Annotated in this window: 25 protein-coding genes and 3 pseudogenes; 13 read left to right on the forward strand and 15 right to left on the reverse strand. The window is 36.6% G+C overall.

Going from position 1 to position 26,143, the window contains the following annotated elements:
* Nucleotides 1-89: 89 nt before the first annotated feature.
* From OKX00_RS11265 to OKX00_RS11275, 3 genes are all read left to right on the forward strand, one after another.
* Entirely contained in the window at nucleotides 90-1,184 is a 1,095-nt protein-coding gene (locus OKX00_RS11265; protein ID WP_416054334.1) for a PRK06851 family protein, read from the forward strand.
* Between the two features lie 410 nt (nucleotides 1,185-1,594).
* Nucleotides 1,595-1,789 carry an AtuA-related protein gene (locus tag OKX00_RS11270; RefSeq protein WP_265410432.1) on the forward strand — a complete coding sequence of 65 codons (195 nt, stop codon included), beginning with the start codon at nucleotides 1,595-1,597 and terminating at the stop codon, nucleotides 1,787-1,789.
* A 235-nt stretch (nucleotides 1,790-2,024) separates the two neighbouring features.
* Entirely contained in the window at nucleotides 2,025-2,924 is a 900-nt protein-coding gene (locus OKX00_RS11275; protein ID WP_265410433.1) for a D-2-hydroxyacid dehydrogenase, read from the forward strand.
* Nucleotides 2,925-3,029: 105 nt separating this feature from the next.
* On the opposite strand, the gene OKX00_RS11280 is transcribed toward OKX00_RS11275, so the two are convergent.
* A complete protein-coding gene (locus OKX00_RS11280) occupies nucleotides 3,030-4,250 on the reverse strand; it encodes an MFS transporter (protein ID WP_265410434.1) in 1,221 nt (406 codons plus the stop codon).
* 150 nt (nucleotides 4,251-4,400) lie between these two features.
* Between OKX00_RS11280 and OKX00_RS23360 the strand changes: the two genes are divergently transcribed.
* From OKX00_RS23360 to OKX00_RS11290, 3 genes are all read left to right on the forward strand, one after another.
* Nucleotides 4,401-4,517, forward strand: a complete 117-nt coding sequence (locus OKX00_RS23360; RefSeq protein WP_416054335.1) for a hypothetical protein — start codon at nucleotides 4,401-4,403, stop codon at nucleotides 4,515-4,517.
* Nucleotides 4,518-5,363: 846 nt separating this feature from the next.
* Entirely contained in the window at nucleotides 5,364-6,191 is an 828-nt protein-coding gene (locus OKX00_RS11285) for a hypothetical protein (RefSeq protein WP_265407423.1), read from the forward strand.
* A 682-nt stretch (nucleotides 6,192-6,873) separates the two neighbouring features.
* Nucleotides 6,874-7,233 (forward strand): hypothetical protein, encoded by a 360-nt coding sequence (locus tag OKX00_RS11290; protein WP_265407424.1) that lies wholly within the window; start codon nucleotides 6,874-6,876, stop codon nucleotides 7,231-7,233.
* A gap of 177 nt (nucleotides 7,234-7,410) precedes the next feature.
* On the opposite strand, the gene OKX00_RS11295 is transcribed toward OKX00_RS11290, so the two are convergent.
* The 5 genes from OKX00_RS11295 to OKX00_RS11315 form a co-directional block, all read right to left on the reverse strand.
* Nucleotides 7,411-8,247 (reverse strand): STAS domain-containing protein, encoded by an 837-nt coding sequence (locus OKX00_RS11295; protein ID WP_265407425.1) that lies wholly within the window; start codon nucleotides 8,245-8,247, stop codon nucleotides 7,411-7,413.
* Between the two features lie 453 nt (nucleotides 8,248-8,700).
* The gene (locus OKX00_RS11300; protein ID WP_265407426.1) at nucleotides 8,701-9,174 is read right to left on the reverse strand and encodes a DinB family protein; all 474 of its coding nucleotides are present in this window, start codon (nucleotides 9,172-9,174) and stop codon (nucleotides 8,701-8,703) included.
* A 208-nt stretch (nucleotides 9,175-9,382) separates the two neighbouring features.
* Entirely contained in the window at nucleotides 9,383-9,883 is a 501-nt protein-coding gene (locus OKX00_RS11305; protein WP_265407427.1) for a GNAT family N-acetyltransferase, read from the reverse strand.
* 168 nt (nucleotides 9,884-10,051) lie between these two features.
* Nucleotides 10,052-10,594 carry a GNAT family N-acetyltransferase gene (locus OKX00_RS11310; RefSeq protein ID WP_265407428.1) on the reverse strand — a complete coding sequence of 181 codons (543 nt, stop codon included), beginning with the start codon at nucleotides 10,592-10,594 and terminating at the stop codon, nucleotides 10,052-10,054.
* Nucleotides 10,595-10,722: 128 nt separating this feature from the next.
* Entirely contained in the window at nucleotides 10,723-11,208 is a 486-nt protein-coding gene (locus OKX00_RS11315; RefSeq protein WP_265410524.1) for a tetratricopeptide repeat protein, read from the reverse strand.
* A 501-nt stretch (nucleotides 11,209-11,709) separates the two neighbouring features.
* Here OKX00_RS11315 and OKX00_RS11320 point away from each other — a divergent pair.
* Nucleotides 11,710-12,963 (forward strand): Y-family DNA polymerase, encoded by a 1,254-nt coding sequence (locus OKX00_RS11320; protein WP_265407429.1) that lies wholly within the window; start codon nucleotides 11,710-11,712, stop codon nucleotides 12,961-12,963.
* Between the two features lie 164 nt (nucleotides 12,964-13,127).
* Here the strand turns inward: OKX00_RS11320 and OKX00_RS11325 are convergent, their stop codons facing one another.
* The gene (locus OKX00_RS11325) at nucleotides 13,128-13,673 is read right to left on the reverse strand and encodes an AAA family ATPase (RefSeq protein ID WP_265407430.1); all 546 of its coding nucleotides are present in this window, start codon (nucleotides 13,671-13,673) and stop codon (nucleotides 13,128-13,130) included.
* A gap of 169 nt (nucleotides 13,674-13,842) precedes the next feature.
* Between OKX00_RS11325 and OKX00_RS11330 the strand changes: the two genes are divergently transcribed.
* On the forward strand, nucleotides 13,843-14,190 hold the full coding sequence (locus OKX00_RS11330) for an ArsR/SmtB family transcription factor (RefSeq protein WP_416054336.1): 348 nt from the start codon (nucleotides 13,843-13,845) through the stop codon (nucleotides 14,188-14,190).
* A gap of 76 nt (nucleotides 14,191-14,266) precedes the next feature.
* A pseudogene (locus tag OKX00_RS11335) lies at nucleotides 14,267-14,723 on the forward strand (arsenic resistance protein).
* A gap of 134 nt (nucleotides 14,724-14,857) precedes the next feature.
* Here OKX00_RS11335 and OKX00_RS11340 read toward each other — a convergent pair.
* From OKX00_RS11340 to OKX00_RS11355, 4 genes and pseudogenes are all read right to left on the reverse strand, one after another.
* Nucleotides 14,858-15,079, reverse strand: a pseudogene (locus OKX00_RS11340) (glyoxalase/bleomycin resistance/dioxygenase family protein); the annotation flags it as partial.
* Nucleotides 15,080-15,155: 76 nt separating this feature from the next.
* Nucleotides 15,156-16,025 carry a hypothetical protein gene (locus OKX00_RS11345; RefSeq protein WP_265407431.1) on the reverse strand — a complete coding sequence of 290 codons (870 nt, stop codon included), beginning with the start codon at nucleotides 16,023-16,025 and terminating at the stop codon, nucleotides 15,156-15,158.
* A gap of 28 nt (nucleotides 16,026-16,053) precedes the next feature.
* On the reverse strand, nucleotides 16,054-17,250 hold the full coding sequence (locus tag OKX00_RS11350; protein ID WP_265407432.1) for a hypothetical protein: 1,197 nt from the start codon (nucleotides 17,248-17,250) through the stop codon (nucleotides 16,054-16,056).
* Between the two features lie 1,385 nt (nucleotides 17,251-18,635).
* Nucleotides 18,636-19,091, reverse strand: a complete 456-nt coding sequence (locus tag OKX00_RS11355; RefSeq protein WP_265407433.1) for a GNAT family N-acetyltransferase — start codon at nucleotides 19,089-19,091, stop codon at nucleotides 18,636-18,638.
* Between the two features lie 519 nt (nucleotides 19,092-19,610).
* Between OKX00_RS11355 and OKX00_RS11360 the strand changes: the two genes are divergently transcribed.
* A complete protein-coding gene (locus tag OKX00_RS11360) occupies nucleotides 19,611-20,186 on the forward strand; it encodes an STAS domain-containing protein (protein ID WP_265407434.1) in 576 nt (191 codons plus the stop codon).
* A 135-nt stretch (nucleotides 20,187-20,321) separates the two neighbouring features.
* On the opposite strand, the gene OKX00_RS11365 is transcribed toward OKX00_RS11360, so the two are convergent.
* The gene (locus OKX00_RS11365) at nucleotides 20,322-20,543 is read right to left on the reverse strand and encodes a hypothetical protein (RefSeq protein WP_265407435.1); all 222 of its coding nucleotides are present in this window, start codon (nucleotides 20,541-20,543) and stop codon (nucleotides 20,322-20,324) included.
* A gap of 144 nt (nucleotides 20,544-20,687) precedes the next feature.
* On the opposite strand from OKX00_RS11365, the gene OKX00_RS11370 reads away from it, so the two are divergent.
* Nucleotides 20,688-21,527: a tyrosine-type recombinase/integrase gene (locus tag OKX00_RS11370; protein ID WP_265407436.1), complete on the forward strand. Its 840-nt coding sequence runs from the start codon at nucleotides 20,688-20,690 to the stop codon at nucleotides 21,525-21,527.
* A 171-nt stretch (nucleotides 21,528-21,698) separates the two neighbouring features.
* Here the strand turns inward: OKX00_RS11370 and OKX00_RS11375 are convergent, their stop codons facing one another.
* Complete coding sequence (locus OKX00_RS11375; protein WP_265410526.1) at nucleotides 21,699-22,778, reverse strand: DUF3626 domain-containing protein; 1,080 nt, start codon at nucleotides 22,776-22,778, stop codon at nucleotides 21,699-21,701.
* A gap of 515 nt (nucleotides 22,779-23,293) precedes the next feature.
* On the opposite strand from OKX00_RS11375, the gene OKX00_RS11380 reads away from it, so the two are divergent.
* Nucleotides 23,294-23,776 (forward strand): YndM family protein, encoded by a 483-nt coding sequence (locus OKX00_RS11380; protein ID WP_265407437.1) that lies wholly within the window; start codon nucleotides 23,294-23,296, stop codon nucleotides 23,774-23,776.
* A gap of 455 nt (nucleotides 23,777-24,231) precedes the next feature.
* On the opposite strand, the gene OKX00_RS11385 is transcribed toward OKX00_RS11380, so the two are convergent.
* The gene (locus OKX00_RS11385) at nucleotides 24,232-24,405 is read right to left on the reverse strand and encodes a hypothetical protein (RefSeq protein WP_265407438.1); all 174 of its coding nucleotides are present in this window, start codon (nucleotides 24,403-24,405) and stop codon (nucleotides 24,232-24,234) included.
* Nucleotides 24,406-24,526: 121 nt separating this feature from the next.
* Nucleotides 24,527-25,039, reverse strand: coding sequence for a GNAT family N-acetyltransferase (locus tag OKX00_RS11390; protein WP_265407439.1), 513 nt, complete (start codon nucleotides 25,037-25,039; stop codon nucleotides 24,527-24,529).
* Between the two features lie 288 nt (nucleotides 25,040-25,327).
* Between OKX00_RS11390 and OKX00_RS11395 the strand changes: the two are divergent.
* Nucleotides 25,328-25,848, forward strand: a pseudogene (locus OKX00_RS11395) (DinB family protein).
* The last annotated feature ends 295 nt before the right edge of the window (nucleotides 25,849-26,143 follow it).

A 26,143-nucleotide genomic window follows, 5' to 3' on the forward strand; every position in this document is an offset into this window, starting at 1 on the left:
TTTAGAAAAGAGCTTTATCTTTATCAAGGTAGGCAATCACCCTTATATGTGGTGAACATATGTTAGCAGAAAAGGGAAAGGATGATTGTATGGGTGGAAAAGTGCTTCATTATTATGCAGGTGGAAATACAGCTAAAGGATATATTAGTCTTTATGACTCTGCATTAAGGGGATTGAATCGTGTGTTTTTACTTCAAGGGGGGTTACGATCAGATAAATCTGCCTTCATAAATAAAATAGGTGAAACATTAAGAGCAGAAGGACATACAATTGAATATTTGCATTGTGCATCTAATAATGATTGGACAGAAGGTTTAATCGTTCCTGATGCCGGTGTTGGAATTATTGACGATGCAGTACCTGAGATTCTCAAACAGGCAGCAAGCGAAAATTTGCAAATAACCATTCTTGAAAATGAAAGGACCACTAAAAATCTTTCTGAACATAATGAGGAAATTCATCAGCTTAATATGGACATTTCCGCAAAATTCCAAAAAGCATATACAACATTTGCAGAATCACTTAAAGCACATGATGACATTGAAGATATCTATATCGCTAACATGAGTTTTGCTAAAGCCAATGAATTGACAAATGAGCTTATTGACCTTTTCTATGGAGAGGAGACTGCTGGAAAAACTTCAAATGTAAAACATCGTTTCCTAGGTGCTGCAACTCCAAATGGCGCAGTTGACTATATTCAAAATCTAACAGAAGATATTTGCAAACGTTATTTTATTAAAGGCAGAGCGGGATCAGGGAAATCAACAATGCTGAAGAAGATTGCAGCTGCTGGAGAAGAAAAAGGATACGACGTTGAGATTTACCACTGCGGATTTGATCCAAACAGTTTAGACATGGTCATCCTTCGCGAAAAAGGCATCGCAATATTTGATAGTACAGCACCTCATGAATATAACCCTGAACGAGAAACAGATGAAATCATTGATATGTACGAAACTTGTATTACATCTGGTACGGATGAAAAGTTCGCTGCAGAAATCGAAAGAACAACCAAACCTTATAAAGAGAAAATGAGGGAAGCAATCTCTTATTTGGCGGAAGCAAGGAACATGATGGTTCAGCTTGAAGATCTTAAATGTATAAGAAACTCTTCTATATCTGTTAGTCTTTATGACTTAGTGGAAGAGGAAATAAAACTGAGCCTGAAACAAAATAAGTAAAACAATTCAAGTAGAGCTAACGAACATTTAGCTCTATTTTTCATACTGTTAGTTTATAGAAACAATTCTCAAACGATTAAATTGTAGAAACGGGGAAACCACAGCGTCATAAGTCCAAAACTGGACTCATGACACTTTTCCTTAATACCAGAACGTTTTGCCCCCTTATAAGCATCACTGTTTTGTCCTTTATTCACTGAACCGTTTCCTCCTAAGCTGACACACGTTAGGGGAGCAGCGAAGAGAAAGATGCTCTGGCAATAGGACAAGAAGTAGAAGCCCTCTATACGAATGGACCTGCAGGAGGCGGGGGTGTACGGGTAAACATTCAGGACATTGTTTCCATTGCCTCAATACTCATCCCTGAAAATGATATCCAAATTGACGTGGAATATGAGGAGGTGTAAATTTTGAAACTAAAGGAAATCGTCCATTCAAGAACTGGAGATAAAGGAAATTTCTCGAATGTTTCTGTCATCGTTTATGAAATGGGTGATTATGAGAAGGTGAAAAAATCTATAACCGCAGAGCGGGTAAAAAAATTTTTTCAGGAAATTGTAAAGGGAGACGTTATCGATATGAAATCCCTAAGATCGGTGCTTTAAACTTTGTTATGGATAACGCATTAGGAGGGGGTGTGACTCGTTCCCTTTCATTAGATCGCCATGGGAAAAGTTTGAGTTCAGCGCTGATGGATATGGAAATCGTTCTATAAATTAAAATGGAAAGAGATAAACACTCCTGTTTTGACATTCTGGATTATAATGAAGTCATCCAATTATTGTTTATGAAAAAGGGGTGAGAAAAATTAATATAAATAAATTACTAGTCGTAAGCCCCATGTACGAAGAACTTAAGGCTATTATCGAAAAGGAAGATTTACAAAAAGATTTCCGTTTTCTGCCTGAAGAACAGATGACGCAGGAGGATCTAGTGTGGGCTGATGCTTATGCTTCCTTTAATTTGAAGTCGGATTTTGACTATAGTTCAGTAAAATGGGTACACTCCCTTGGAGCGGGTGTTGACTGTTTTTTATACAAAAAACAGTGGAACGAAGATGTCTTATTAAGCAGAACCATTTGTTCCTTTGGACAAAGAATTGCCGAGTATTGCTTGAGCTACATACTTAAGGATGTACAGTTACATGACCAATTTCAAGAATTAAGACATCAAAAAAAATGGCATCCCATTTCACCAAAATTATTAAATAAACAAAAAACCATGATTTATGGAACCGGTGAGATCGGCCAAACGGCTGCAAAGATTTTCTCGGGATTTGGGATGGAAGTCTATGGGGTCTCTTTAAGCGGGAAGAAAAAAGAATATTTTAAAGAGGTAATAACTGTAGATGCCCATTTTTCACAGTTACCTGAAATGGACTACATCCTTAATACTTTACCGTTGACCGAACAAACAGCCAATTTCTTTGATGGGCAGTTCTTTCATCATTTAACTGATGCGGGTTTTATAAATGTAGGAAGAGGTGCATCGGTTGATAATGATGCGCTGATTCATGCTCTAGATTCAGGTCAAGTCAGATTTGCTGTGCTCGATGTATTTAACCATGAGCCGCTGCCAGACGATCACCCATTTTGGGATCATCCCGATGTTCATATCACTCCCCATATCTCAGCAGTTACCACACCTGAGGAGGGTGCAGCCTGTTTTGTAGAAACACTAAAAATGATTGAAGGAAACAGGGTGCTACATAATAAGGTTGATTTTAAAAGAGGGTATTAAACCGTCCTATAGCCCAGGACAATTCTCAGACATAAACACCCCAGTCGAATATCGAAATTCGACAGGGGTGTTTGAATGATATTGCAAAACATGTACTGATAAGGGCTATACTGAGGTAGAGGTACTTCTGAATTTTCCTTGTCTTTTTGGGCTTGTATTCTCCCAATTTGACGTCCATGCGATTCCCATAGCAATCAAGAGAAAGATTCCTGTTACTAGAAATACGATGTGAATTGTGAAAATTCCACCAATAAAACCGCCCAGGACAGGACCAAGCATTCCTCCGATTTGATTCGCGGTTTGATTCAGTCCAAAGGCCCTGCCTCTAAAATCATCGGGTGTTAGTTTAACAACCAGACCATTTAATGCAGGGAAAACCGCGCAGAAAAAGATGCCGAACATAAAACGTACGATGGAGAATCCCCAGATCCCGTGAAATAAAATTTGTGCTAAAGTACCAAGTCCGCCCCCGCATAATCCAATAATTAAAACCGTTTGAAACCCGATTTTATCTGCAACTTTACCCCAAAACGCTCCGAATAAAATACTTGCAATTCCAGGTAAAGAAAAGATCACGCCTGCCAGGAATGAAATATTTTGGACAGAGCCTCCTAATTTTTTTATGTATAAAGGTAAGACAGGCTCAATGGTCATAAGCGAACAGACGGTCACCATCGTTAATAATAAGACAATCATAAATGGGCGGTTAGCTCCCGCTGTTTTGATATCATTAATGACCGAACCTCTCGTTGTACTGGGGGTGAAATTATCCTCTGTTACCATAAAGATTACGAGAATCGTAGAAAATAGTACCAATAATCCTCCGCTGGCAAACGACCATCTGTTTCCGACTAATGTGGATATACCGCCCCCGAGGAGAGGTCCGATGATCCCGCCTGAAGCCGTTGCTGTCGATATCATTGCCAGGGCGTATCCTACATTCTTCTTTGGTGTATTCGTACCAATTAGAGCGATGGCTCCCGGGATGAATCCTGTTAAAAGCCCTTGCATGATTCGCAGAAGCAGCAATTCATAAGGATTGTTCACAAAGGCGGTAAGTGTATAAATGAAAAAAAGAGAAAAACCAGCTCTAATGATCATAGGCTTTCTTCCATATTTGTCCGCTAAAAGGCCCCAATAAGGTGAGGAGATGGCACCTGCCAAAAATGCTGCACTAAATAATACTCCCGCCCAGATCTCGGTGTGGTGGTGCACACCAATCTGAAGAAGAAACAGAGGCAAAAAGGGGATAACCATAGAATAACTCGCCGAAGTGAAAAAAACTCCGATCCATAAAACCCACATATTTTTTTTCCAACGTTCCATCCGTCATCACTTCCTTAAAATTTTCATGTAGGTTAATATTTAGCAATTATAACATTAAAGATGGTGGAATAATGGAAAGGATTGAAGGATGTACCAAAAACAGAATTGAACATCATTCTCCGTCTTTTTGCTGCTATGAAAAAGCAGCTCATGGGTGAAAGTGACAATAAGTTATTATTGATAGATGAGCCAGAAGGTTTTTTGCACCCAGAAGCAGTTAGAGCACTAAGTCGATCTCTATATAAAAAAGGGTCTTGTAGCTGTTAACACATCGTCTCAAGGGAAAGAATCTAAAGAATTTTACCGATGAACAACTGCAGCTGGTTCAATTGAAAAGTAAATAAAACAATCTGAAAAAATTATGAGAGCATTTTTGTTTTTTATTTTCGTCTCAATTTCAGTAGTAAACTTAACAATTGATACAGATTTTGTTCTTTTCTGCATAGCTTCCTAGAATATATATTATGTTAACTAAAAACAAACAGAAGTACGACAAGGACTTCTTCTCTCTAGTTAACTGTATGTATAACTGTATAACGACAGAAAACTAAGGACTTTTGCGACACAACAGTAAGGACACTGCCCCAACCGACAGAAAACTAAGAACATTTTGCGACACAAGGACTTAGAACAATTCGTAAGTTCAACAGAAAACTAAGGATAAATTGTGTTTCAAGACAGAAAACTAAGGACAATTTGAGGAGCGCGACACAAAACTAAGGACGCCTAAAGATATTTTTATGCAACGAGCAAACATCTCATGATTTTAGTACTTTTACTCTAGTTTGGAGCTTACATTGTAAGTCTTGCTATAGATTTAAATACAGATCTTTGATGAACGATTAGGTTGGGTGATTTGAGATATGAAGCAGTATCCCTTTTTTTATTTCTACGAATAAATATCGCCCGCTTCCCCCCTCCTTCTTTATTTCTCATTCTCAAAAATATCTCTAAGGGATTAGCATACTCTTCGAGTCGAAAATCTTTGGGAAAATAATGTATTTCATTATTTACCGTTTGGTATTGAACAAATTTTGTTAAATAATTGATTTGATGAATTGGTTTACTAAATAAACCATCTAATTGAACAAAGTTCAACGAGGGCAAATAACAATGGCCGCAATTACACTGAAATGGTTTTTAAATCACCGTGCTTTTCCTTTGCTTCTTCTAGCAATTTTATTAAATCTGTTATTTTCATTTTCATCACCTCTTACTTTTGCATTTCTTTTTAAAAAGCAACAATCCTTACGAAAACAGCAGAGAGGGTACGCGATTTTATCGATTACATCTGTTCTTTTTTGTGTCGATTCCACATACGAATTTAAAAGAGTTTTGAGTCCAAAACCCCAATTTAGACTTGAGGAGTGTCTTAACATGAAAATAATAAAAGTAAATAGATGGGCGATTCTCTTCCTTTTTCTTTTGTCCTTAGCGGGTATAAAGTGGTGGAGTCAGTATCAATCTCTCCAAACCTATGAAGAGGCATTGTCTCATGAATTATATGAAGACTATCAATCTTTGGATGAACATTTGTTCAACGCTGGAGAGGTGTTTAAAAAAACAATCAAAACGAACGAAATATCTCACGATCAAGCGGTTCAACTTAGAAATTTGTTTGTTCAGATAGAAATCATTGTATTAAAATATCATGATTATGCTTGGAAGTGGGGTCATTACAAAAACGAACTTACGCTTACCCGAAAAGAGCTTTCGGCAGCCGATACTTTCTTTTTCGATTTGACGAATAAAACAGATCCTCAGCTTACGCAAGAGGAAACAAAAAAACTTCATCATTTTTCCGAACTGACAAAAGAGTGGAGCAAAGTGATGGATGATGTATCTTTTATTAGAGGAGAAGCAAACGATGACCTTATTTCAAATCGACAATGGTGGCTTACACTCGTAAAATTTGAACAAGCAACTGCAAAAAAGCGTTAGTCAATAGTGTGGAAAGGTACATTCAAGAGTTCTTTTTATCGTTCATTCCACAATAAAAGTCGCTTACTCTCCATCAAGATTAGTTTGAGATAAAGCCTTATCCAACATTTCTTGAGTATAATTAGTATTTAATAATTCGAAGAAGTCTTCACCAGCTACCATTCTATAAAAAGAGTGAACTGAGTAAAATAAGAAATTTTTCATTGTGAAAACGTTCGGTTTATGTCAAACCATGCTATGGCAGCTGTTTTTTTATTTGCTTCATCAACAAACGCACCCTTTACTTTAAGTGAAGTTTCTCACAATCATATAACCTAATAAAAACTCCCATCAAAATTGGTAACGGGTTCGGATTAGGAGTACAAAAACGTAATTAACATATTAATTTTAGGTTCAAATCGCATATGATTTGGACCTATTACTTTTGTTGATTTAATAAGGTTTATTGGTATTTGACGTATAAATCAGCAAAAAAATTAGCCTACAAATTAACAGAACTACAATGTTCAATGTCTTATGTTTGAATTGGTTGCTGAAATTAGCTCTAAAAGCATTGCTAAAAATAGGTGAAAGTAACTTTCTAGACTGGAATATCGTCTATTTTAGAAAAGGTTTTACAATGAAGCCACAATAAATAATTAAGTAGAAGTTAGGTTTATTTCAAAAAAGGAGGAGTGAATGAATGAGAAAAAAAGGCATTAAAGCAATCGCCAGTCTAATATTGTTAGGGAGTTTTTTATACTTGTCTGGTTGTACTGAAAAAAGCAACAAACCTACTGAAACCAAGGTTACTATTAAAAATCCTGATGCAAAAGAGGTTTTAAGTCTTGATAAAAACGCTGATATTTTCCAATTTAATGGAGAAGTATATAAAGCTGATATTGATTGGGTAGATAAACTAAAACTTACAAAAAAAGAATTGTTAGGGGAGATTTCTGGGAATTCTCGAAAATCTTTTAAAGATGGAATAGCAAACAAACTGCCAGTGGGGGCAAAAATCTATTCCGCAAAAGATCCTTTAGGGGTTTCCTTATCTTGTTGAATAAGATTTAGAAGGCTACAATGCTAAAACAGCATAAAAAAAGAGAGGGATTTCTAATACCAGTGTCCCCACCGAAATCAAACCATTCCCTATCGATATCATATCCCTTAGATACTTTCATAATGAAAGGAAGGATAATTCCTTCCCCCCAAAAAAGAAAGTAATAAATAAAGTTGGTCACAGTTCCTGAAAATAATCGGTTAATGTTTGCTGAAGCGTACCTTTAGTTGATGCATACTCATCAAAAGAAACATCCAAATGAATCATTTTCCTGACGAGTTCTGCACGCAGACCCGTAATGACCGCCTCACATCCCATCAAGGAAACGCCACTCATCATTCTTTGAAAATGGTGGATTACCTCAATATCCATATCTGTAATGCCTGATAGATCCAAAATTAACGTCCGTACTTTCATCTTCGAAATATCCGTTAATACTTTTTCTTCAATGGTATCGATACGGTACACATCAATCACGCCGATTAGAGGAAGAACCGCTATATAAGGACTGATCGGTATAATAGGAACCGATAAATGTTCAACCATTTTTCGCTGAGTGTTGATTAATTCATCTTTATAAGCCGAATAGCTTAGGAAAAAACTATTAAGAAATTTATCGAGGCCATCATTGATTCGCATCTCCATCTTAAAAAACCAATCTCTATATTCTGAAATGCTGAGTCCATGTGTGTTCTGTTGATCATATTCAAACAGATAGTGCCATATCGTCCTTCTAATCGCATGTACCCACTCCAGCTTAAGAGTAAGGGTTAAAGAATGCTTAGCCCAAGCCACTCCCTCTTGCTCAGCAAAAGAAATAAGTTCGGTCTCTTTCCCTTTTACCACATACTTTACTATCTTCTCAGCGTTTTTCAAAAGATCAATATTTCCTGACTGTAAAATATCCTGTATTTTACCTGCGACTTCCACAGCCTCGGATAACAGCTTATTTTGAAACTCTTCTCTGTGGCGGAGGATATACTCCGTAATCTCTTGTTGCTGCTGCTTTTCCATTGGTTTTTCTCCTTCCAGTATTTAAGAGATATTCATTTTTCTTTTAATTTTCGGGAAATCTACTTCTTATTCCCTTTCCGCTTAGTTTTCAATCCATTTACTACAAAAAATAAACAGAGCACCCACTTAGATGCACCGTCTAAACTTCTAGTTCGCAAACTTCACAAAAACAGGCATAGGATTCCATCGAGTTTAAGCAACTTATAAAATCGTCATGATTGAATGGTTCTTCCATTCGTTGCAGTAACATTGGAGGTACAAACAAATTAAATCACCCAATATAAGTTTATCATTGGCTGATTTTGTAAGCTAACATAAGGAACAAGCAACTTTTGGTAATATCCTTTCTTTTCTTGGACTAACGCACCCGTTTGTTGAATAAGAACTTCGATAAATTTTATTTTATAACCTCAATCTGTTTAACTTTAAAATCTTTAGGATGCCAATCGTCCATCAAGCTTCAATGAGATCTGTTTCAGGCGGGATATACCCGAGTTGTCTTCCTATCTTTACTATTTGTCCTTTATGATGAAACTCGTGGGTAATAGTATGTGTAAAAAGCCATAATGAGGTTATCTTTACGCTATCACCACTCGCAAAGGATACTTGAACGGTTTGATCCCATTTGCCTTTAAATTCATTCAGAAATTCATGAACCAGGATATCCGTTTTCCTAAAAACCTCTCGCATTTCCTGTACGTTGTTAATAGCCTCTGGTTTTATTTTAAGAAGCGATTTACCAAGTGCACGATCCCCCAACCATAAGCGATAACAATCGGCTACATGAGCATGGAGACTGCGAATAGAATCTCCACCAAAGGTTTCAAGCTCTTTAACATAATCCGATGGTGACAAAGTTTCGCAATAATGAAATAGTGATTCTCTTGTGCGTTGGATCCAGTCATACTGGCTTACGAATACATCCATTTTCACACTCTCCCTCTAACGTTAAGGACATTCTTATTCAACTTACTTTCCCTATACTTCAATAAAAAAGAGCACTTCTCCTTCTTAAAGAAATGCACCCGATTGTGGAAGATCATTGCAAAGCCTTATTGAACAAAAGCTATCTGTTAGTTAAACAACAGAAGGTTTCTTAGTCAAGAACCGCTCCAATCATATTACGGGTATTAAATTACATATCATAAGGTTCAAGCTTCAAAATAAATTCTTCAACATCCTTGCCTCTTGCGTTGGAAAAACCCTTATCTTCAGAGATGATTTTAAACCCACATTTTTCCAATACCTTGATGGAGGCGAGGTTATCCTTAGCGGCACGTGCATAGAGCGGGCGTACCTTAATATGCTCCAGAAACTCTGACAACGCTTTAGTTGCAATACCTTGACCCCAATATTCCTTCCCAATCCAGTAGCTTACTTCGGGTTCGCCGAACTGTTCAAAGTTCGAGACGTGTCCAGTGACAATGCCATTGAATAATATAGTCTTAATTGTGATGGTCTCGTCAGCGATAATTTTTGTCCAATGGTCAAAAAATGCGTCCTTATCAGTGGGGTCTTTAGCTGTAAAGGCAGCCATATAGTTCGCCGTTGAATCTAGTTGTTGTTCGAAAAAGATAGGAAGATCTTCCTCTGTGATATCTCGTAGATTCACTTCGCTTTTGCTAATGGATTCCATATAATTCACAAGTTCCTTAACATATTTTTGAGTATAAATTCTTCCAAGTTTAGAGAAATTTCTTCTTCAACTATCCTGCCCCTTTAGCTTAATAAGAAATTCAACAAAAAAGTTGTTTATCTTCCTTGGATCAACACACCCATTAATATTTGAAGTGTTAAATAAATTTCAATGTGTTAATGAATGATAAATTGTATAGTCCACTTCACCAGAAATGTTTTTTAACCCATCTTTATACAACTCCATTGCCATTAAATTCTCCTTGGATGGCGGTAAGTTTTTCTTGGACGCATAAATACCGAACTCAGTTGATGTTTTAAATCCAAAGCGTCGATAATATCTAAAATCTCCTTCAACAATAATTCCTTTATATCCTCTTTCAGAAGCTAATTTAATACCTTCCTGCAACATAAACGTACCAACACCTTGTCGTTGCTTTTCAATTGCCACAGAGACGGGGGATAACATTAAAATTTCGTTTTCATATTTATTACTTATTGGAAGTTTTGAAAGTATAAAGTGTCCTATAATTTCCCTTTTCTCCTCAGCAACTAAATCTAATTGTGGGATGTAATATTGTTTTTCCCGAATCTCTCTTACAAGAGATTTTTCAACTACACCATCTGAATAGCTCGTATTCTTGAATATTTCATAAACAAAATCTTCGATAAAACTATTTTCTTCTTGTTTAACAGCTCTAATTATCATCATAATAGCCCCTCCATTACCCAAGAAAGTTCAACCTCATTTACTAAATTCTTTAACTAATCTGCCCTTTAAAGACAGCTCCGTTTTCTTCAACTAACGCACCCGTTACTTTAAGTACCTCTTTTCACAAACTACTCCCAAATTTCATCTAATTTATTCGAGTAGAAATCAATTGCTTTTTTATAACCTAAAATTTCATCGTCAGTTGTTGTATCTGTTAAGCATTTTAATAATAACTCCATCGCTTTACTATGTTCGTTCAAATTATATAAGGTCATCGAATAGAAGATTTGAATTGCTTTATTGTTTGGAAATGATTCAATTCCCTTTAGAAATGTACTTTTGGACTTTTCATATTCTCCTAATGTTCTATATGTACTCCCTAATCCCAATAAGGCTCCCTCCAGGTCCTTTGAATACAACCCTAATTTAATTGCATTTTCGTAAAAGGGGACTGCTTTCGATTCTTCCCCTAATAAATCAAAACTCCATGCACATTGATAGTTTATCGATGCATCATCAGGAAACTCATGTACCAGTTTCATAAGTAATTTGTTGGATTCTTTATGGTTTCCACCTTTCCGTAATTCAATTGCTTTGTATAGCTCTTTTTCCATCATCCTCAACCCCTATACTTTATCTGTTTATACCACTAAACTGTTTTACGTTAGTTTAGGAAAAAGTGCCACCTCCAGCCTTGAAAACTTAAATCTGTCGAAAGCCTTCTTTTTTCTGTCATATAACTTGTTCCATGTTTCCTCTGTTGGGTATTCCGCATAATCCAAATAATGAGCCATAGCCATTCCTCCAATTACAACATATTTCCATTATAAAATACTTCATCTTGGCAACGTATTTAAAAATAAATCCTTGTTAAACAATGGTTTATTTCAAGAATAACAGAACCTCGAATGTCCTTTTATCTATACCACTAGTCCTTTTAATTTTATCGATCGTTAATGGAATTCAACCAAATTTAACAATTCCCTCTTCGTCTAACCCTTCGTTAATTATGGCAGGAGATAGCAGTCTAAATTAACCTCCTTAAATTTACCAGTTAAACAAGAACATACATTCGCATATAATAAAGAGAAACATAGTTCGGGAGGGTGTTAATCATGGATTTCATAAGAGAAAGCATATTATGTATTGATTTAAAGAGCTTTTATGCTTCATGTTCGTGTATAAAAAGAGGCTTAGATCCGTTAACCACCTACTTAGCTGTTGTTGGAGCTACCGATCGCCAAGGGAGTGTCGTTTTAGCTTCAACCCCCCTTATGAAAAAAAAATATCGTATCAAAACAGGAAGCCGCTTGTTTGAGATACCCAAACATAAAGAGATCCACATCGTAAATGCGGAAATGAAGTATTACCTTGAAATGTCTATGGAAGTAACCAAAATTTTCCATCGTTATGCAGCTAGAGAAGATATACACGTTTATTCCATAGATGAAGCCTTCATACGAGTAAATCCTGTTGAACGTATTTTTGGTGACAAATGGTCAATCGCAAGAAGGATAAAAAAGGAGATATTTGAAGAGTTAGGACTCACAGTAGCAATCGGAATCGGTGAGAACATGTTGCTCAGTAAACTATGTCTGGACCTTGATGCTAAAAAAACAACAGAAGGGATTGCCGAGTGGACATATGAATCAGTCCCTCAAAAATTATGGCCGGTTACCCCACTGTCTGAAATGTGGGGTATCGGTTCAAGACTACAAAATACATTAAACCGAATGGGTATCGTTAAAGTGGGTGACTTAGCCCACTACCCTTTAGAACTATTTGAAAAGAAGTTTGGAATCATGGGAAACCAGCTTTATTATCACGCTCACGGTATCGACCATAGTGATCTTGGTGCACCTATTATACTGGGCCAAATCAGTTTTGGAAAAAGCCAAATTCTATTGAGGGACTACACAGACAAAGAAGAAGTAAAGCATGTGATCTTAGAAATCTGCGAAGAAGTGGCCAGGCGAACAAGGTCTGCACACAAAGCGGGAAGAACGATTAGTTTAGGTATCGGTTACTCCAAAGATTCCTTCGGCGGCGGATTCCACCGAGCAAAAACAATCGATCAACCGACCAATATCACGATGGATGTCTATAAGGTTTGTCTTGAATTGTTTGAGAAGTTTTATAATGGCGACGTGGTGAGAAGTATAGATGTTAGGATTTCTAACGTTGTGGATGATTCCGAAATACAGTTATCGTTGGTTGATTTAGATAATCCTAAACGAAATCGACTAGGTTATACGATGGATGAAATAAGAAGAAAACATGGTCCTGCATCTTTATTAAGAGCCGTATCGTTCACCAAAGCAGGTACAGCTCTCCATAGAAGTAAGTTAATCGGTGGACATAAAGGATAAAGAGCTTGGCAATCGCCAAGCTCTCTCGTCCGCCTGAGCGGCTTTTTCTTTATTTGATAAATCATCTACTCCGCAAACTTCACAAAAACAGGAATTCGCAGCAACCCTGCTTTCGTGTAATTCCTATACTTTACGGTACATCAATTCGACAGCTTACTTTCATGTTAATCAGCATGTTGACCTAATCTGTTCTTAATTTCTGCGTGGAGTTCTTCGAGGGGGCGAGAGCTGTCGAGTTTTAAAACAGCACTCTTTGAAATTGCCATTTGATAGGATTGTTCCGCATAAGTACCCGCCATACTCTTATCTTCTTCCGACAGATATGTTTTACACCATTCTAAAAAGTCATTCGTATATTCACCATTTTCATCTAGCCACATTTGATTAAGATTAATTCGTTCAATTTCCCTTCTCCTTAATCGTTCCATACGGACTACTTCATCAATTGAAAGAAAAACTAAAAGGTCACGGTTGCTAAACCCATCAGGACACCATGAAAAAATAGAACCAGACGCCACATAATTCCTGTTGGTTTTCATGTCTCTTTGGTACATTTCAATACGTTTGTCAATTGGATTATTTTCTGAAAAAGAATCATCTTTCCAAAGATAATGATCTGTATCAATCCACTTAATATTGTCCTTTTCACTGATATATTTTGCTAATGTGCTCTTGCCAGTTCCTGAGCCTCCAATTATTTGGATTTTCACCTAAATCCCTCCTGATTAAAGCAATTCTATCTTACTTTCTAAACTAAAGTCATTCGTTATTCTAAATTAAATTTCATTGTATGATGAACAGCGATAAATGGGACAAATTCTTTCGAGCTCGGGATTTACATATTGTTATATGACTATGGATGAATAGGAGGTGTGCGAAATTCCAACCAAGACTGTACCCTTGGAAAAGATGGTTCAGGCTTTAAAATTACTGCGTGATAAAACACGATTAACGATCGTAGCTATTCTGAAGCATCGTGATTGTTGTGTATGTGAATTAAATGAGGTTTTTGCTATGAGCAAGCCTTCCATCAGCCAACATCTTCGAAAACTGAAAGATAGTGGCTTAATTAAAGAAGAACGAAGAGGCCGCTGGATGTATTATTCATTAATCCTTCAAAGTGAAATATACCCTTTAATTGACGACCTATTAGCTCATGTTCTTGACCAAACCGAAAACATGCGAAAAATAAAGGAATCCAAGGTAGCCCTCCACTGCGATTGTTAAAAACATCAAGGGAGTTGTTGAGATGAAACGCTTGTCCTTTTTGGATCGATAGTTAACCCTGTGGATTTTTATTGCGATGGCCATAGGAATTGGTATGGGAGCTGTATTCCCAAAATTTGTAGATAGCCTAAATTCTTGGCAGGTGGGTACGACATCCATTCCCCTTGCCGTGGGTCTCATACTAATGATGTATCCTCCCTTGGCGAAGGTACGTTACGAGGAAATGGGCCGCGTGTTTAAAGATGTCAAAGTGTTAGGGCTTTCTCTCGTGCATGTTTTTTGTTTCTTTCTATCTCGGAAAGAAGATTGGGGCGAACTACCCTGTTACAACAACCCTAGCGTTTACAGCAGGGAGCAACAATTTTGAACTGGCCATCGCCGTTGCCGTTGGGGGCTTTGGTATTCATTCTGGTGCAGCATTTGCAGCGGTTATTGGACCGCTTGTTGAGGTACCTATCATGATCGCTCTCGTTAATGTTGCTCTTTGGTTCCAACGAAAGTATTTCAACAACCAACCAAAAGGGATGATGTAACAATGAAAAAAAGAGTATGGATTGGTCTGGTGGTATTGATAGCTCTTCTTACTTTTTTTGTAATCATGGGCTATGTATCTTTTTACAACTAAAAGAGACCTCTCCTATTTTGGAGGGGCCTCTCTTTATGCGTCTTAGCAACAAGATGATGATGATGACTTTGTTATCTCAATCTTTTGAGTTTGCGGTGCACAACATGCAGATTTTTTGGGTTCCATGCTCTCTACATCACTCTTCGTGTAAAAGAACTCCCATTCGTTCCCGTTCGGGTCCGTCACCCAAAATTTGTCCTGAGTGGCATAGCAACAGGTGACATCCATTTCCTCCCGAGCGAAGAAGCCTAACTTCTCTAAGCGATGCTAGTGTTTCATCGAGATCCCGCTTTACAAAGGCTTGCCCCAGCCGAACTGATAATCAAATTCGCCATTTTTATTATTGCTTCCACAGTTCTTCTGTCTTAATCACTTTATAATCTGAATTTCGAATCGTATATCTCATGGTAGGATGATTGGGATAGCCTGCGTTTCCATCAAAGAAGGTGATCACTGTGGTTCTATCATTTTTAACAAATTGATCGTAGCTTCCCCCAGCCCCGCCGATATTCGTCCAGTGTAACGTTATCGTATGATCTGAAGTTCCTTTCTTAACCAAATCCCACAAATCCCTTCGGTAATTATCCCATATCATTTCTTTAGAAATCTCATTATTCGTATTCTTATAGGTGTTTTCATAAAAATCAATAGCTTCGTCCATACTTCCCCAGGCATTTTTTTGGAAGGCAAATTCGATAATCTGTCCTTTTGGAACTGTACCATTAGCCAAATATTTGTTATAAGCTTCCCCCTCAACAGTTAAACCTTCAAAATTACTGTTCCCGTTTCTTTTCAATAACAAAGCATGTTGCCGCTTGACTTTGCTATTTTTTATCGTTACCACAGTATACCCATGAGGATCTTTATTTTTAGCGATTACATAAGAAAAATGGTACATGTAATTGACAATTAATCGTCCGTTGCTAAAGTACCAAGTGCTATTTACACCATCCTGTTTTCCCGTTGCCAGCCAAACACCAGTGATATTCTCACCCGCGTGTGATACTTCTGAAGTTGTAGAACTTTTAAAAGGTGATTTCTTTACCGCTGGTTTAGTTTTTTGTTCCGAACTGTGTGATGTCGTTTCTGTTGTTTTTGTGTTTTGTTTGGAACTTTGTGGGGAAGTTTTCGTTGATTCACTGGTCACTTTACTACATCCAGAAAGAACTACCCCAAGAACGACTACCCAAACAACTATTATCTTATTCATTTATTACTCCTCTCTGAGTTCATTAACGCTAGGTATTCATTACCTTTGACTTTTCTCTCAAATAATTGATTATCGACATTTTTGCAATAAAGGAAATTGGTCGGAAATTAGGTAAAACTATTTCATAAATCCTGCATAACTCTTTCGTTTTATTATCATAATCTACAATGGTTTCCTTATCGAAAAATCGATTAGAACTTTCAGGAGATTTATGTGGTGGATTTTCACCTTCATGAGTAAACCTTGACCGTTGATTGTAGCAATCTGAAAGCAATTTCCTTATTTGTTCCTCATTAAGATCTTCCGGATAAACTTCGAACCATTGTTTTTCAGTAACCGAACTCCAGTCATTCGAGTGCTTTGAGATTTCAGATATGTAGGAGAAAGAGTTTTCCCGAGGATGTTCTAGTTCTCCCCATTGTACTGGTGGGCAATATTTCATGACAAACTCTACGAACCTTTTTCCAATCAATTTGTTTTTTCCTATTTCTTGTTTGTAAGCCGTTAACAAGTGCTCAAATTCAGGATGGGTTTTTGCTATTTCGTTCCATTGATCCAGTAAAGGATTCTTTGAGGCAACCACTTTTCTTTTGATAGCTGAGGTCGCCATTGGTTCCATTGCTGAAATTAACAAATAATAACTCAAACCGAAGTCTTCCCTTTTATTCAAATGGGCTAAGTGAACCAATCGGATTGATTGCATTGCTTTAGTGTATAAATTATACGGAAGATCAAACAGGAGTTGAATCGTTTCTTGTAGGAGTATCTTTATCTTTCTTAAGGTTTTTTGAGAAAGGCGTATATCATGAGCACCGGGTCCTGCTGTAAGAATAGGGTGTTGTATTGCGAGTTCGCCGAGACAATCGTCATCTAACTGTTTATGATCAGTTAAATACCCATCTCTTGGTGCTTTTACCGGTCTACCAGTTACAAATGAGCAAACTGCAGCAAGAGCTATCGTAAATAAATGAGCATTTTGATGCCATTCAAACCAATCTGGTAAGAGTACTGGTGCAATAAAAGCGGAATATGCACCTGGAAGCTTTACTTCAATCGTTGGATATATGCTGAAATGGCTGAAGGTAAGAACTTCAGCCAAACTAAAATCTAACAATAGATATCCTGTCAACTTATTTTCCGTTTGTTTTACTCTGATTGTTTCCGGGCGAAACAAAGGAATGCACTCATTAAACAATACATGGTCACCAGTAACTGCTCTAGCCATTTTCCTAACACCCTTGTCTATACGTTTTATATTTGTACTATACAGGAAAAGTAAGAATTTGGCATCAAAGGATTCATTAGCTAGCTAAAGAAGCTCGTTTTTTAGGCTGCATCTGCTACTGAACAGTAGCTTTCGTTTCAAAGCAATTCAAATTCGAATTAGCATGTTGAAAATTTTACTTATATTACAATAATAAAGACGCTTAGTGTTATGGCATTGCAGAACTTATTTTGGGGGCTGCAGAGATTGTTCTGACTTTTGTGTCCATTGCAGAAAATGTCCTTACTTTAATGTCGTTGAAATTACGACGCTAAAGTAAGGACATTTTTAAAAAAACCTTTATTAATCTACGTTTATAGCGTCCCGACTTTAATGTCGCTATACATTAACTAACTGTATACGACACAAACATAGGGACATTTGCGACACAAAGTTCGGGACACTCTTCTTTACGACATGGCACTTGCCTGCTCCCTTTTTTGCCTTCATGGATAAAAAATCTTCGAGGGGATTTATATACCCTTGTAATAACAAATTTTTAGGGAAATAATGTATTTCATCGGTGGACACGTTACGATTGATGTAGTTGCTCAAATAGTTGGATTGATCTATGGTTTTGCTAAATAAATTGTTGTATTGGACATAAATTGAGGCTGGTAAATAAGTGTGACCACAATTGCACACGAAAGGTACTACCATGTTTTCTTCGTATAAATGATAATGATACCTACAACCACAATCGACACAAGATTTACCCGTTAGCACAATAAGTACTTTTAAGTTTATTTCAATAATCGATTCTTTCATCATAATGATTTGCTAAAAGTTTAAATATAATGAACCATGACCTAAAAGAAAAGAGGGTTATGGGATGAAGTGTAAAATACATCGGTGTAATTGCCGAAAGATCTGGTCTGTTCAGAATAGGAAAAAGAAGATAATAGCTAAATCGATTTTGCTTAACGGCAATTGGATGACAGAAGTAAAACCTGATAGAAGATTAGATCCAAAAGGATTTGTCATTACTAACTACACTCAGGACATTATCACAGATCCCCCGATGGAATTACTAATGCAATTTAAAAAAGTAACAAAGTTAATTTATAATAAAAACACCGTTGAGTTTAATATTAAATCTGGTAAATTTTTATGGTTTGCCGAAGATGGAAGCTGTTATTTGTTAAATAGGATGTATGAGATGTAGCTGGGCAAGCCCTGCTACATTTTTCATTTGTTAATATCAATTAACCTGCTTTAGTAACCTGCCCTTGAGTAAAACAGCATCATAAAAAAGCGGCCAAACGATTTTCAACTAACGCGCCCGTTAGCACAATAAGAAAGGACCAAAGAATGGTCCTTTCTTATTGAAGTATTCTATCGGCCTATCACTCGGTTACATTTTTTATAACTGCCATTTCCTTACCGAACCTATCACCATTATCAATAAATCCCAAACTCGAGTATAAATTATGTGCTCCTAAGTTTTCAGGGTGATAGCCTACAACAATTTTTATGGCATTCGGTAATTTAGCCATTTTTGAAATCATTAATTTGGTTGCAGCTTTACCTATACCCTTGCCTTGGTATTCCTCATCCACCATTATTCTATAAACCCAATAACCATCAAGTTCTTCTTGAACAGAATTGTACATCAAAAAGCCAACTATTTTATCTTCAACATAAATAGCATATGGCTTTAGTGTAGGCTCAAACTTTGACTGAGCTATTGATATAGCATTGGGCTCCATGTATTCTTTTTGTTCTGTTGATACCTCTAATTCGCAACATTCGTACCAGTTTTCTGCATTTAATTCTACGATTTTCACATTTTCAATACTCATAATTTTCCCCTTTCAAAATTCGGGGAAACGCTAAACAACTTTGTTAAGTAGTCGTTATCCCCTTGTAGTGATTAACGCCTCCTCTAACAACTATTGACTAAAAATTATATCAATTAATTTTCAGACTTTTTAATTATACCATTTTTACCCATTTAATTCCCTCTTAACATAATTTAACTTTCTTATTCAACTAAACTGCCCCTTTAGTTATTATATTAATATTTGCTTGAATTTTGAAAATTGTAATACTTTATTGTCTCAATTATACTTGTTTTATAATGATTAAAGGAGAGGTTTGCCATAACTATTGAACTTTTTAGTCAAACAAACATTCCAACGCTACTTGATAAGGTTGGTGAAAATATATTAATTACCAATGCTGAGTATGAAATCGTATGGATTAACCAATCTGCCAAAGAACTCCTTAAAGTAATTGGACCTTTTGTCAATATTGATAACCCAGAAGATTTTATAGGGCAAAACATCTCTAGATTTCATAGTCAAAAATCGTTGGAATATATGAAAAATGGGTACTTTCCTCATTCCACTACTATAACTTTATTTCAACGATTTAAATCCAATATCGTTGTCAACACCTTAACCTCTGAAGCAGGGGAAAAGCTGGGTTATATTCTTACTTGGAAAGACCTTACCGAATTTGACAACGCCATCCAGGAAAAAAACGAACAAATTAAGGAATTAGAAAGCCCTATTATTCCACTTGCTAATGATACTTCTGTGCTTGTTCCCCTTCTCGGGAAAATCACGGAAGACCGAATAAATCATATTGAGAGCAAAGTATTAAAATACTGTGCCAATCATCAAATTAATGACGTCCTTTTTGATTTATCAGGGGTTAACGAAGGACTTAAGCCTGAAACCGCATCTCGCCTGCAACAGATGCAAACTGCACTTTGCTTAATGGGTGTAGAACCTATCTATGTCGGAATCAAACCCGAGCTTGCCCAATCTATTGTTAGGGATCAAATTTTTATTGGTGCGAAGACCTTTACGTCCTTCAAACAAGGAGTCTTATATGTCTGGGAGAAGTCAGGGTATCCATTACAAAAAATCAGAGATAAGAAGCATATATAGGGACACTTACATCCATTAGTTTGAGTACAATTATTCATCTTACATATTCAACAAACCTGCCCCTTTAGTTCCATAAGAAAAAGCCGCCTTAAAGACAGCTCCGATCTTCAGCTAGCGCACCTGTTAGTTGTATAACTATTTATTTTCCAAGGAAAAGAAAAAGAAATACAGTGCTAATAAATATATACAAATGTATACCCAAGAACCCATTATCAAGAAAAAATTAAAACATCCTTTATTTTTTCTATTTAGTATTACATTTAAAATAGCCACTATTACCACTAAAATATATAAAGGGGCTACCACTAATTTTGAGATAAGTTCTGGAAAGGGCATTTCCATTAATTTGTCATCCACATTATCTCCCCCTAACTTAAGTTTATATTAGCATAGTTATCTAATTCCCTTTTCAACTCCCTCAGTTTAATACGAATCGCCGTTTCAATTTCGTGAAACAGATCAATAATTCCTGAAAAAAAGATTTTTTAGGGAGAGATGAACTTGTTATTATCTCAAGCATGGGAAACGTATGAATCTGATAAACGTATTGAAGGCTTTTCGTCGCAAACATTAAAAGCATATAAACTACAGTCCAGCTTACTTATACGCTTTATTAATGATGTTCAACTTGATACGATCACTACGGATCAATTAAAAGCTTATTTAGCAAAATCAAGTGAAAACCTCAAGCCTGCAAGTTTGGCTCATCGAATTCGTTTTATGAAATTATTATTTCGATGGTCTCATGAAGAAGGGCATATTCCCAAAAACCCAGCAGCTAAAATAAAAGAACCTAAAACCGGGAAACGAATTCCTAAATTTTTGACTGAAATAGAAATTGAACATTTACGGGAAGCCTGTTGTACCCCAATGGAAAAGGCTCTGTTTGAATTCATGTTTTCCACTGGATGTCGAATAGGTGAAGTTGTTACCCTAGATAGAGGTAGAATTAATTGGTCGAACCGGTCAGCTGTTATAAGAGGTAAAGGCGATAAGGAACGGGAAGTCTATTTTAATATCCGCTGCGAAATTTGGTTAAAACGATACCTGGATAGTCGTGTAGACAGAGATCCTGCTATCTTTGTCACGGAACGCGATCCTCATCGAATGGGCATTGCCACGATGCTTTACATAATTAAGCGAATTTCCAACCGTGCTTGCATTAACAAAGACATTCATCCGCATCAACTGAGGCACAGCTATGCAACCCATTTATTGAATAAAGGAGCACCTCATGATGTTATTCAAAGCTTATTAGGTCATGAAAAAAGTGAAACTACCCGGATTTATGCGCAATTAAGCGGAAGCATCAGACAGGAATTTTATAGGAAATATTTTTAGCCATAGAAAAGTACCCCAAAAGTCAGAATTCAGCTCTAACTTTTGGGTTGCAGTACAGTTACTTTTTTCACTCTTGCACCGGTTACTTTAAGTACAATCCTTCACAATTCTTCTTGAATCATAAAAAAGGTGACATTCTTCTTGAGGAATCAATCCAACGTTCGTTCAGCTTCAAAATGGTTTTCCATACCTTACTAAAACGTGCCACAATAGTTTCAATTCTTGAAGTACATCTTTATAAGTTCCTCGATCTCTCCAGGATGCTGGATCCTTTTTTAAGTCCATTACTGCAGATCCAATTATGCTCACATCGATAAATTTTTTGGGGGCAATACGTCTTGCCAAGGATGGCATTGATGGACCTCTAAAATCAGAAGGAACTTCGTCTACCATAAGTTTAAAGCCCTTGTGCCAATATAGATCAATGTAATACTTAAGGCATATTTGTTCTAGGAAACTTCCTACAAGGGTGCCCTTAAAAGAAGGATCCGCCACAAGCACCTCCACATCGTCTTTTAGAGAAACATCCCCATGAATCTGAGCTTCAATATAGTGGTTAAGATTTCTATTTTGCTCTGTAATTGCAGGATTCGTGAAAGGTCCTTCAAGATTAGCCAGTAAATGATTCACTAATCTAACTGGAGTCAGGTTTCTTTCACCAATCGCAAAATCCCTTAAGAATGTTTCTTCTAAGAGTGCAGCCAAAATCATATTAAACGCTTCATAAGTCCCCTTTTCTTTTGGGTCTTGATGTGAATCTAAATACGTGTATGTTGAACGATATGAGACCTTTGGGGATAGAAGAAAATAACATGATCCAAACCGAGGAGCAGGTCCATCTGGGTGCAACATCAAATTTAGTGCACCATATTTAGGACGTTGGTTATTGGTTGTGCCGAAAAGTTGATAAGCACCTCCAAAAATTCTCTTCTCCCAAAGGTCTCGTTCACCACCAGGGTATGAAGATACGCTGCCGTTAGATATACCTGTTTCAAACTGACTCTTATATATTCCATTCTCAAGCAACGCTTCAGCAACGGTTTGCATAGTTGAATTTGGTCTATCGGGATGAAAATGTAATCCTACCCTTGCATGATCCTTTACTTTAGCAACAGCATTTTTAAATGATTCATCAGAAATATTAGACATTTTTAGTATGTGTTTTATTGATACATTAGCTTCATGTATATGGTTCCTTGCATAATCTGTAATATTTTTTAGTGCAAACAATTGGGATCTGGTTAATTCCATGAATAGATAAATGTCTCCTTTCATCGGATTACATCTAAAAATTCTACCAAAGGTTATTTTTTCCTTCTTCAACTAAACTGCCCCGTTAGCACAATAAAAAAACGGGATCACCGCAGCCATCCCATTTTTAACATAAGCTACCCGATAGGTAAGTACAATTCAAAAACTCATTAATTGTTGAGTGTACAATTGGCATTACCTTAGAGCTTCCAGGCTTCTTTTAATAACTTAATTCCTGTATTGATTTCAGTTTCCGTTAATCCTTCAAATCCAAGCAAAATTCTAGAACCTACGCTTCCTGTTTCTCCGCTATAATATATCGATAATGGATAAACCTACACCAACATTCATTGCAGCATTAATTAACCCGTCTTCTTATCCCTTTACGTACTTAGTACAACAACAATAAAAAATGACCTTCAAGTTAGCCTCCAATTTAACCTCCTGAAATTCTTTTTATCTCGGTGTATATCTAAAAAGATTTTATCGAAAAATAAACAAAGGAGGTGTAAGAAATGAGGCATATTTTAAGAATTGTCATGAAGTTTATTGCAGCTGCTGTTGTTCTGGGCATTATCGATGCGTTGGGCTACGATTTGGGTGCTTCTGATATCCTAGGGATTTCAGCGGTATTAGCTATTGTTAGTTATGTAGTGGGTGACTTATTTATTTTACGGGTTACCAATAACACAGTGGCAACTATTGCTGATTTTGCCTTAGCGTTTGTAATTCTCTACCTAATGATCGATAATATGACCATTGAGGATGACGTGTTATCCGCTTCACTTATTGGCTCGATAGCAATCACAGCTTTTGAAATCTTCTTCCATCGCTTATTAGGACGAGAACCTGGCAAACAGGCTTCCAATCAGCGACAAACCATGCAAACTGCAAGACCACAATTTCAAACAGAAGCGTCTTCTGAATTAACTCCTGTTAAACGGGATGTAAGAAGTGCTCAACAGGACAAGTCTCAGGAGAACCAAGATAAACAATAATAGTCAAAAAAGCGTATATTCCAAAGAATGTACGCTTTTTTATATTATACCAATTATTCCGCTGGTGGATTTTCGACGGCAATTTGATTTGCGTTCAAGATGGCATTGCTCTCTGCCGGGTTCGTAATTCCCACCGAAACCTATTACGATACATATCAATTTATTACCCATTTCTTCAACTATCCTGCCCCGATAGTTTCATTAGAAAAAAGCTGCCTTAACAGACCCAGCTCCTATCTTCAGCTAACGCACCCTATTGTTTAAGTAGATTATTTCACAATCTCTAATATACTTTTATTTATTAAATAGATGCTGCCCGATTGGCGAAAAAAATGGACCTCACGATAGTGAAGCCCATTAATATAAACCTTAAAGTCGATTTTCACAAATAGATTTATGTTTTTGAGTATTGATAAATCTCACTACAAATATAGTGCCAATATATTATTGAAATTTTAAATTTCTAAAAGCACTTTGTCCGCACCACTCTTGTCTATATTTTTTGCTTCTAAAGCATACCCTGCATCTGCAAGCCTCTTCGTGTATTCTTCATCGGATTTTCCTTTAGTCTTCAATATCAATTTATGTGTGCTTGAAATAAAGATTTCGAATGATGTCTGTAGATCCACAATGTTCCCTAATCAAACTTTTTTATCAGCTTCTTATTGTTCATGTTTGCCCATTCCTTTCAACTACAAAAAGTTAACTAGGGAAAAAAGACGGAATTTTTTCTCTTTTTCAATCTTCAAATCAGATTGTCGTCAAATCAAAGTGATACGCCTTCACCACAATTCCATCGTCAAGAGGTACAAAGTCAAATTGAGGCAAACGAATGAAACCTAACCTTTCATAAAGTTTAACCGCACTTTTCATAAAATCAGCGGTATGCAAACCGATTGATGGAAATCCTTTTTTCTGAGAACGATTGATGCACTCTTCGATTAACGATTTACCAATCCCCTGTTGTCGGAATTGAGTATCCACAACAAGCATTCTAATTTCTGGATAATCCAATGCACCAGTGAGACCCTCATAGGCATCGGATCGTGGTGGAAACAAAACCACGCTCCCTGCAACGGCTCCGTCCGATTCGGCTACCAAATACTCCACACCATTTTCAACAGTGATTTCGGAAGAAATTGCTTTAAGAAGAACCTTCAAATGTTCAGCGGGTACGGCATGTTCATACTGTTTATAGGCTGTAATTCTTTGTCTTCGGATGAACTCAAATTCATGTTCTATTGCTTCTCGTATCACTATCATTTTGGATCCTCCCCTTTAACTTAACCCTCGTCCCGAAACGTACATTCGTAAGAAAATATTACCAAATAAGCATCAGGATGTCATTTTTCCGCTACTAAAACTTAAACATAAAAGGACAGCATTAGATATGCTTTTTTTGCTTGCTTTAACTTTACCTGCTGGAGCAGTAGCCACATTTAAATGGAATTTAGTATAGTTGAAGATCTCATCAGATAAGTAATAATAATTAAAGGAATAATTCATTCTGATTAAGAGTATTAAAAAATGTGATGATAAGGAGGCGATTGTATAGCAAATCATTTAGAAAATCTATATAACTATCATTTATGGGCAAATCAACGGATTATTGATCATCTTAAGACACTTTCTCCTAGATAAATATCAGAAGGAAATGAAAAGTGTCTTTTCTTCTGTTTCAAAGGTTTTATCTCATCTCTATTTGGTGGAATATGGATGGCTTAATACCCTCGAGGGTCAGAGTATGAATGAAGCTATGCAATTTTCATTTCAAATTCAAGAAAAGATTGAGAAACTGCCCATTGAAGACTTAGAAACGGAATTTCACACTTTAACATCTCGGTTTAAATCCTTTTTGAACAGACAGGAAGATATGGAAAAGAGAATAATGTTAGATAATCCATGGGCAGGATTAAGAGAAACAATTATATCTGAAATGGTCTACACGTTGTAAATCATGGAACATATCATAGAGGGAATATTTCAGCTATGCTACATCAGTTGGGTGATTCTTCAGTTATGAATATTATGCTTTTTATTGGTATTCTGAAAATGCTATTCCTAACGGATAACTTTAATTAAACAATTGTTAATCCAAAGTAATCTCACTTTTCCACGATATTTAACATTACCATCAAGAATAAGTTAATTGCTTCCACAATACCGGATAATATGAGCTACTTGTTTATTCAAGAAAAGGACGCTTTAATGAAGTAACTAAAGCCTAATTTCCCGGTGTTAAAAACGAGAAATTAGGCTTTTTTTTATATTTGGATTTCCTTACCGTTGTAAACCCGTATTTTCCTGATGTTACTCTCTTAGCGTATGTTTTCCGCGTTTTGTTGGTAGGGCCCCTATTGGAACAAG

The organism is Fictibacillus sp. KU28468, from assembly GCF_026153615.1.
Lineage (GTDB): Bacteria > Bacillota > Bacilli > Bacillales > Fictibacillaceae > Fictibacillus_C > Fictibacillus_C marinisediminis.

What these genes read in the sequence shown, in the direction of transcription:
- OKX00_RS11265 (WP_416054334.1), top strand. Translation starts at nt 90, where the DNA reads ATGGGTGGAAAAGTGCTTCATTATTATGCAGGTGGAAATACAGCTAAA.
- OKX00_RS11275 (WP_265410433.1), top strand. Translation starts at nt 2,025, where the DNA reads ATGTACGAAGAACTTAAGGCTATTATCGAAAAGGAAGATTTACAAAAA.
- OKX00_RS11280 (WP_265410434.1), bottom strand. Translation starts at nt 4,250, where the DNA reads ATGGAACGTTGGAAAAAAAATATGTGGGTTTTATGGATCGGAGTTTTT.
- OKX00_RS23360 (WP_416054335.1), top strand. Translation starts at nt 4,401, where the DNA reads ATGGGTGAAAGTGACAATAAGTTATTATTGATAGATGAGCCAGAAGGT.
- OKX00_RS11285 (WP_265407423.1), top strand. Translation starts at nt 5,364, where the DNA reads ATGGCCGCAATTACACTGAAATGGTTTTTAAATCACCGTGCTTTTCCT.
- OKX00_RS11290 (WP_265407424.1), top strand. Translation starts at nt 6,874, where the DNA reads ATGAGAAAAAAAGGCATTAAAGCAATCGCCAGTCTAATATTGTTAGGG.
- OKX00_RS11295 (WP_265407425.1), bottom strand. Translation starts at nt 8,247, where the DNA reads ATGGAAAAGCAGCAGCAACAAGAGATTACGGAGTATATCCTCCGCCAC.
- OKX00_RS11300 (WP_265407426.1), bottom strand. Translation starts at nt 9,174, where the DNA reads ATGGATGTATTCGTAAGCCAGTATGACTGGATCCAACGCACAAGAGAA.
- OKX00_RS11305 (WP_265407427.1), bottom strand. Translation starts at nt 9,883, where the DNA reads ATGGAATCCATTAGCAAAAGCGAAGTGAATCTACGAGATATCACAGAG.
- OKX00_RS11310 (WP_265407428.1), bottom strand. Translation starts at nt 10,594, where the DNA reads ATGATGATAATTAGAGCTGTTAAACAAGAAGAAAATAGTTTTATCGAA.
- OKX00_RS11315 (WP_265410524.1), bottom strand. Translation starts at nt 11,208, where the DNA reads ATGGAAAAAGAGCTATACAAAGCAATTGAATTACGGAAAGGTGGAAAC.
- OKX00_RS11320 (WP_265407429.1), top strand. Translation starts at nt 11,710, where the DNA reads ATGGATTTCATAAGAGAAAGCATATTATGTATTGATTTAAAGAGCTTT.
- OKX00_RS11345 (WP_265407431.1), bottom strand. Translation starts at nt 16,025, where the DNA reads ATGAATAAGATAATAGTTGTTTGGGTAGTCGTTCTTGGGGTAGTTCTT.
- OKX00_RS11350 (WP_265407432.1), bottom strand. Translation starts at nt 17,250, where the DNA reads ATGGCTAGAGCAGTTACTGGTGACCATGTATTGTTTAATGAGTGCATT.
- OKX00_RS11355 (WP_265407433.1), bottom strand. Translation starts at nt 19,091, where the DNA reads ATGAGTATTGAAAATGTGAAAATCGTAGAATTAAATGCAGAAAACTGG.
- OKX00_RS11360 (WP_265407434.1), top strand. Translation starts at nt 19,611, where the DNA reads ATGAAAAATGGGTACTTTCCTCATTCCACTACTATAACTTTATTTCAA.
- OKX00_RS11375 (WP_265410526.1), bottom strand. Translation starts at nt 22,778, where the DNA reads ATGGAATTAACCAGATCCCAATTGTTTGCACTAAAAAATATTACAGAT.
- OKX00_RS11380 (WP_265407437.1), top strand. Translation starts at nt 23,294, where the DNA reads ATGAGGCATATTTTAAGAATTGTCATGAAGTTTATTGCAGCTGCTGTT.
- OKX00_RS11390 (WP_265407439.1), bottom strand. Translation starts at nt 25,039, where the DNA reads ATGATAGTGATACGAGAAGCAATAGAACATGAATTTGAGTTCATCCGA.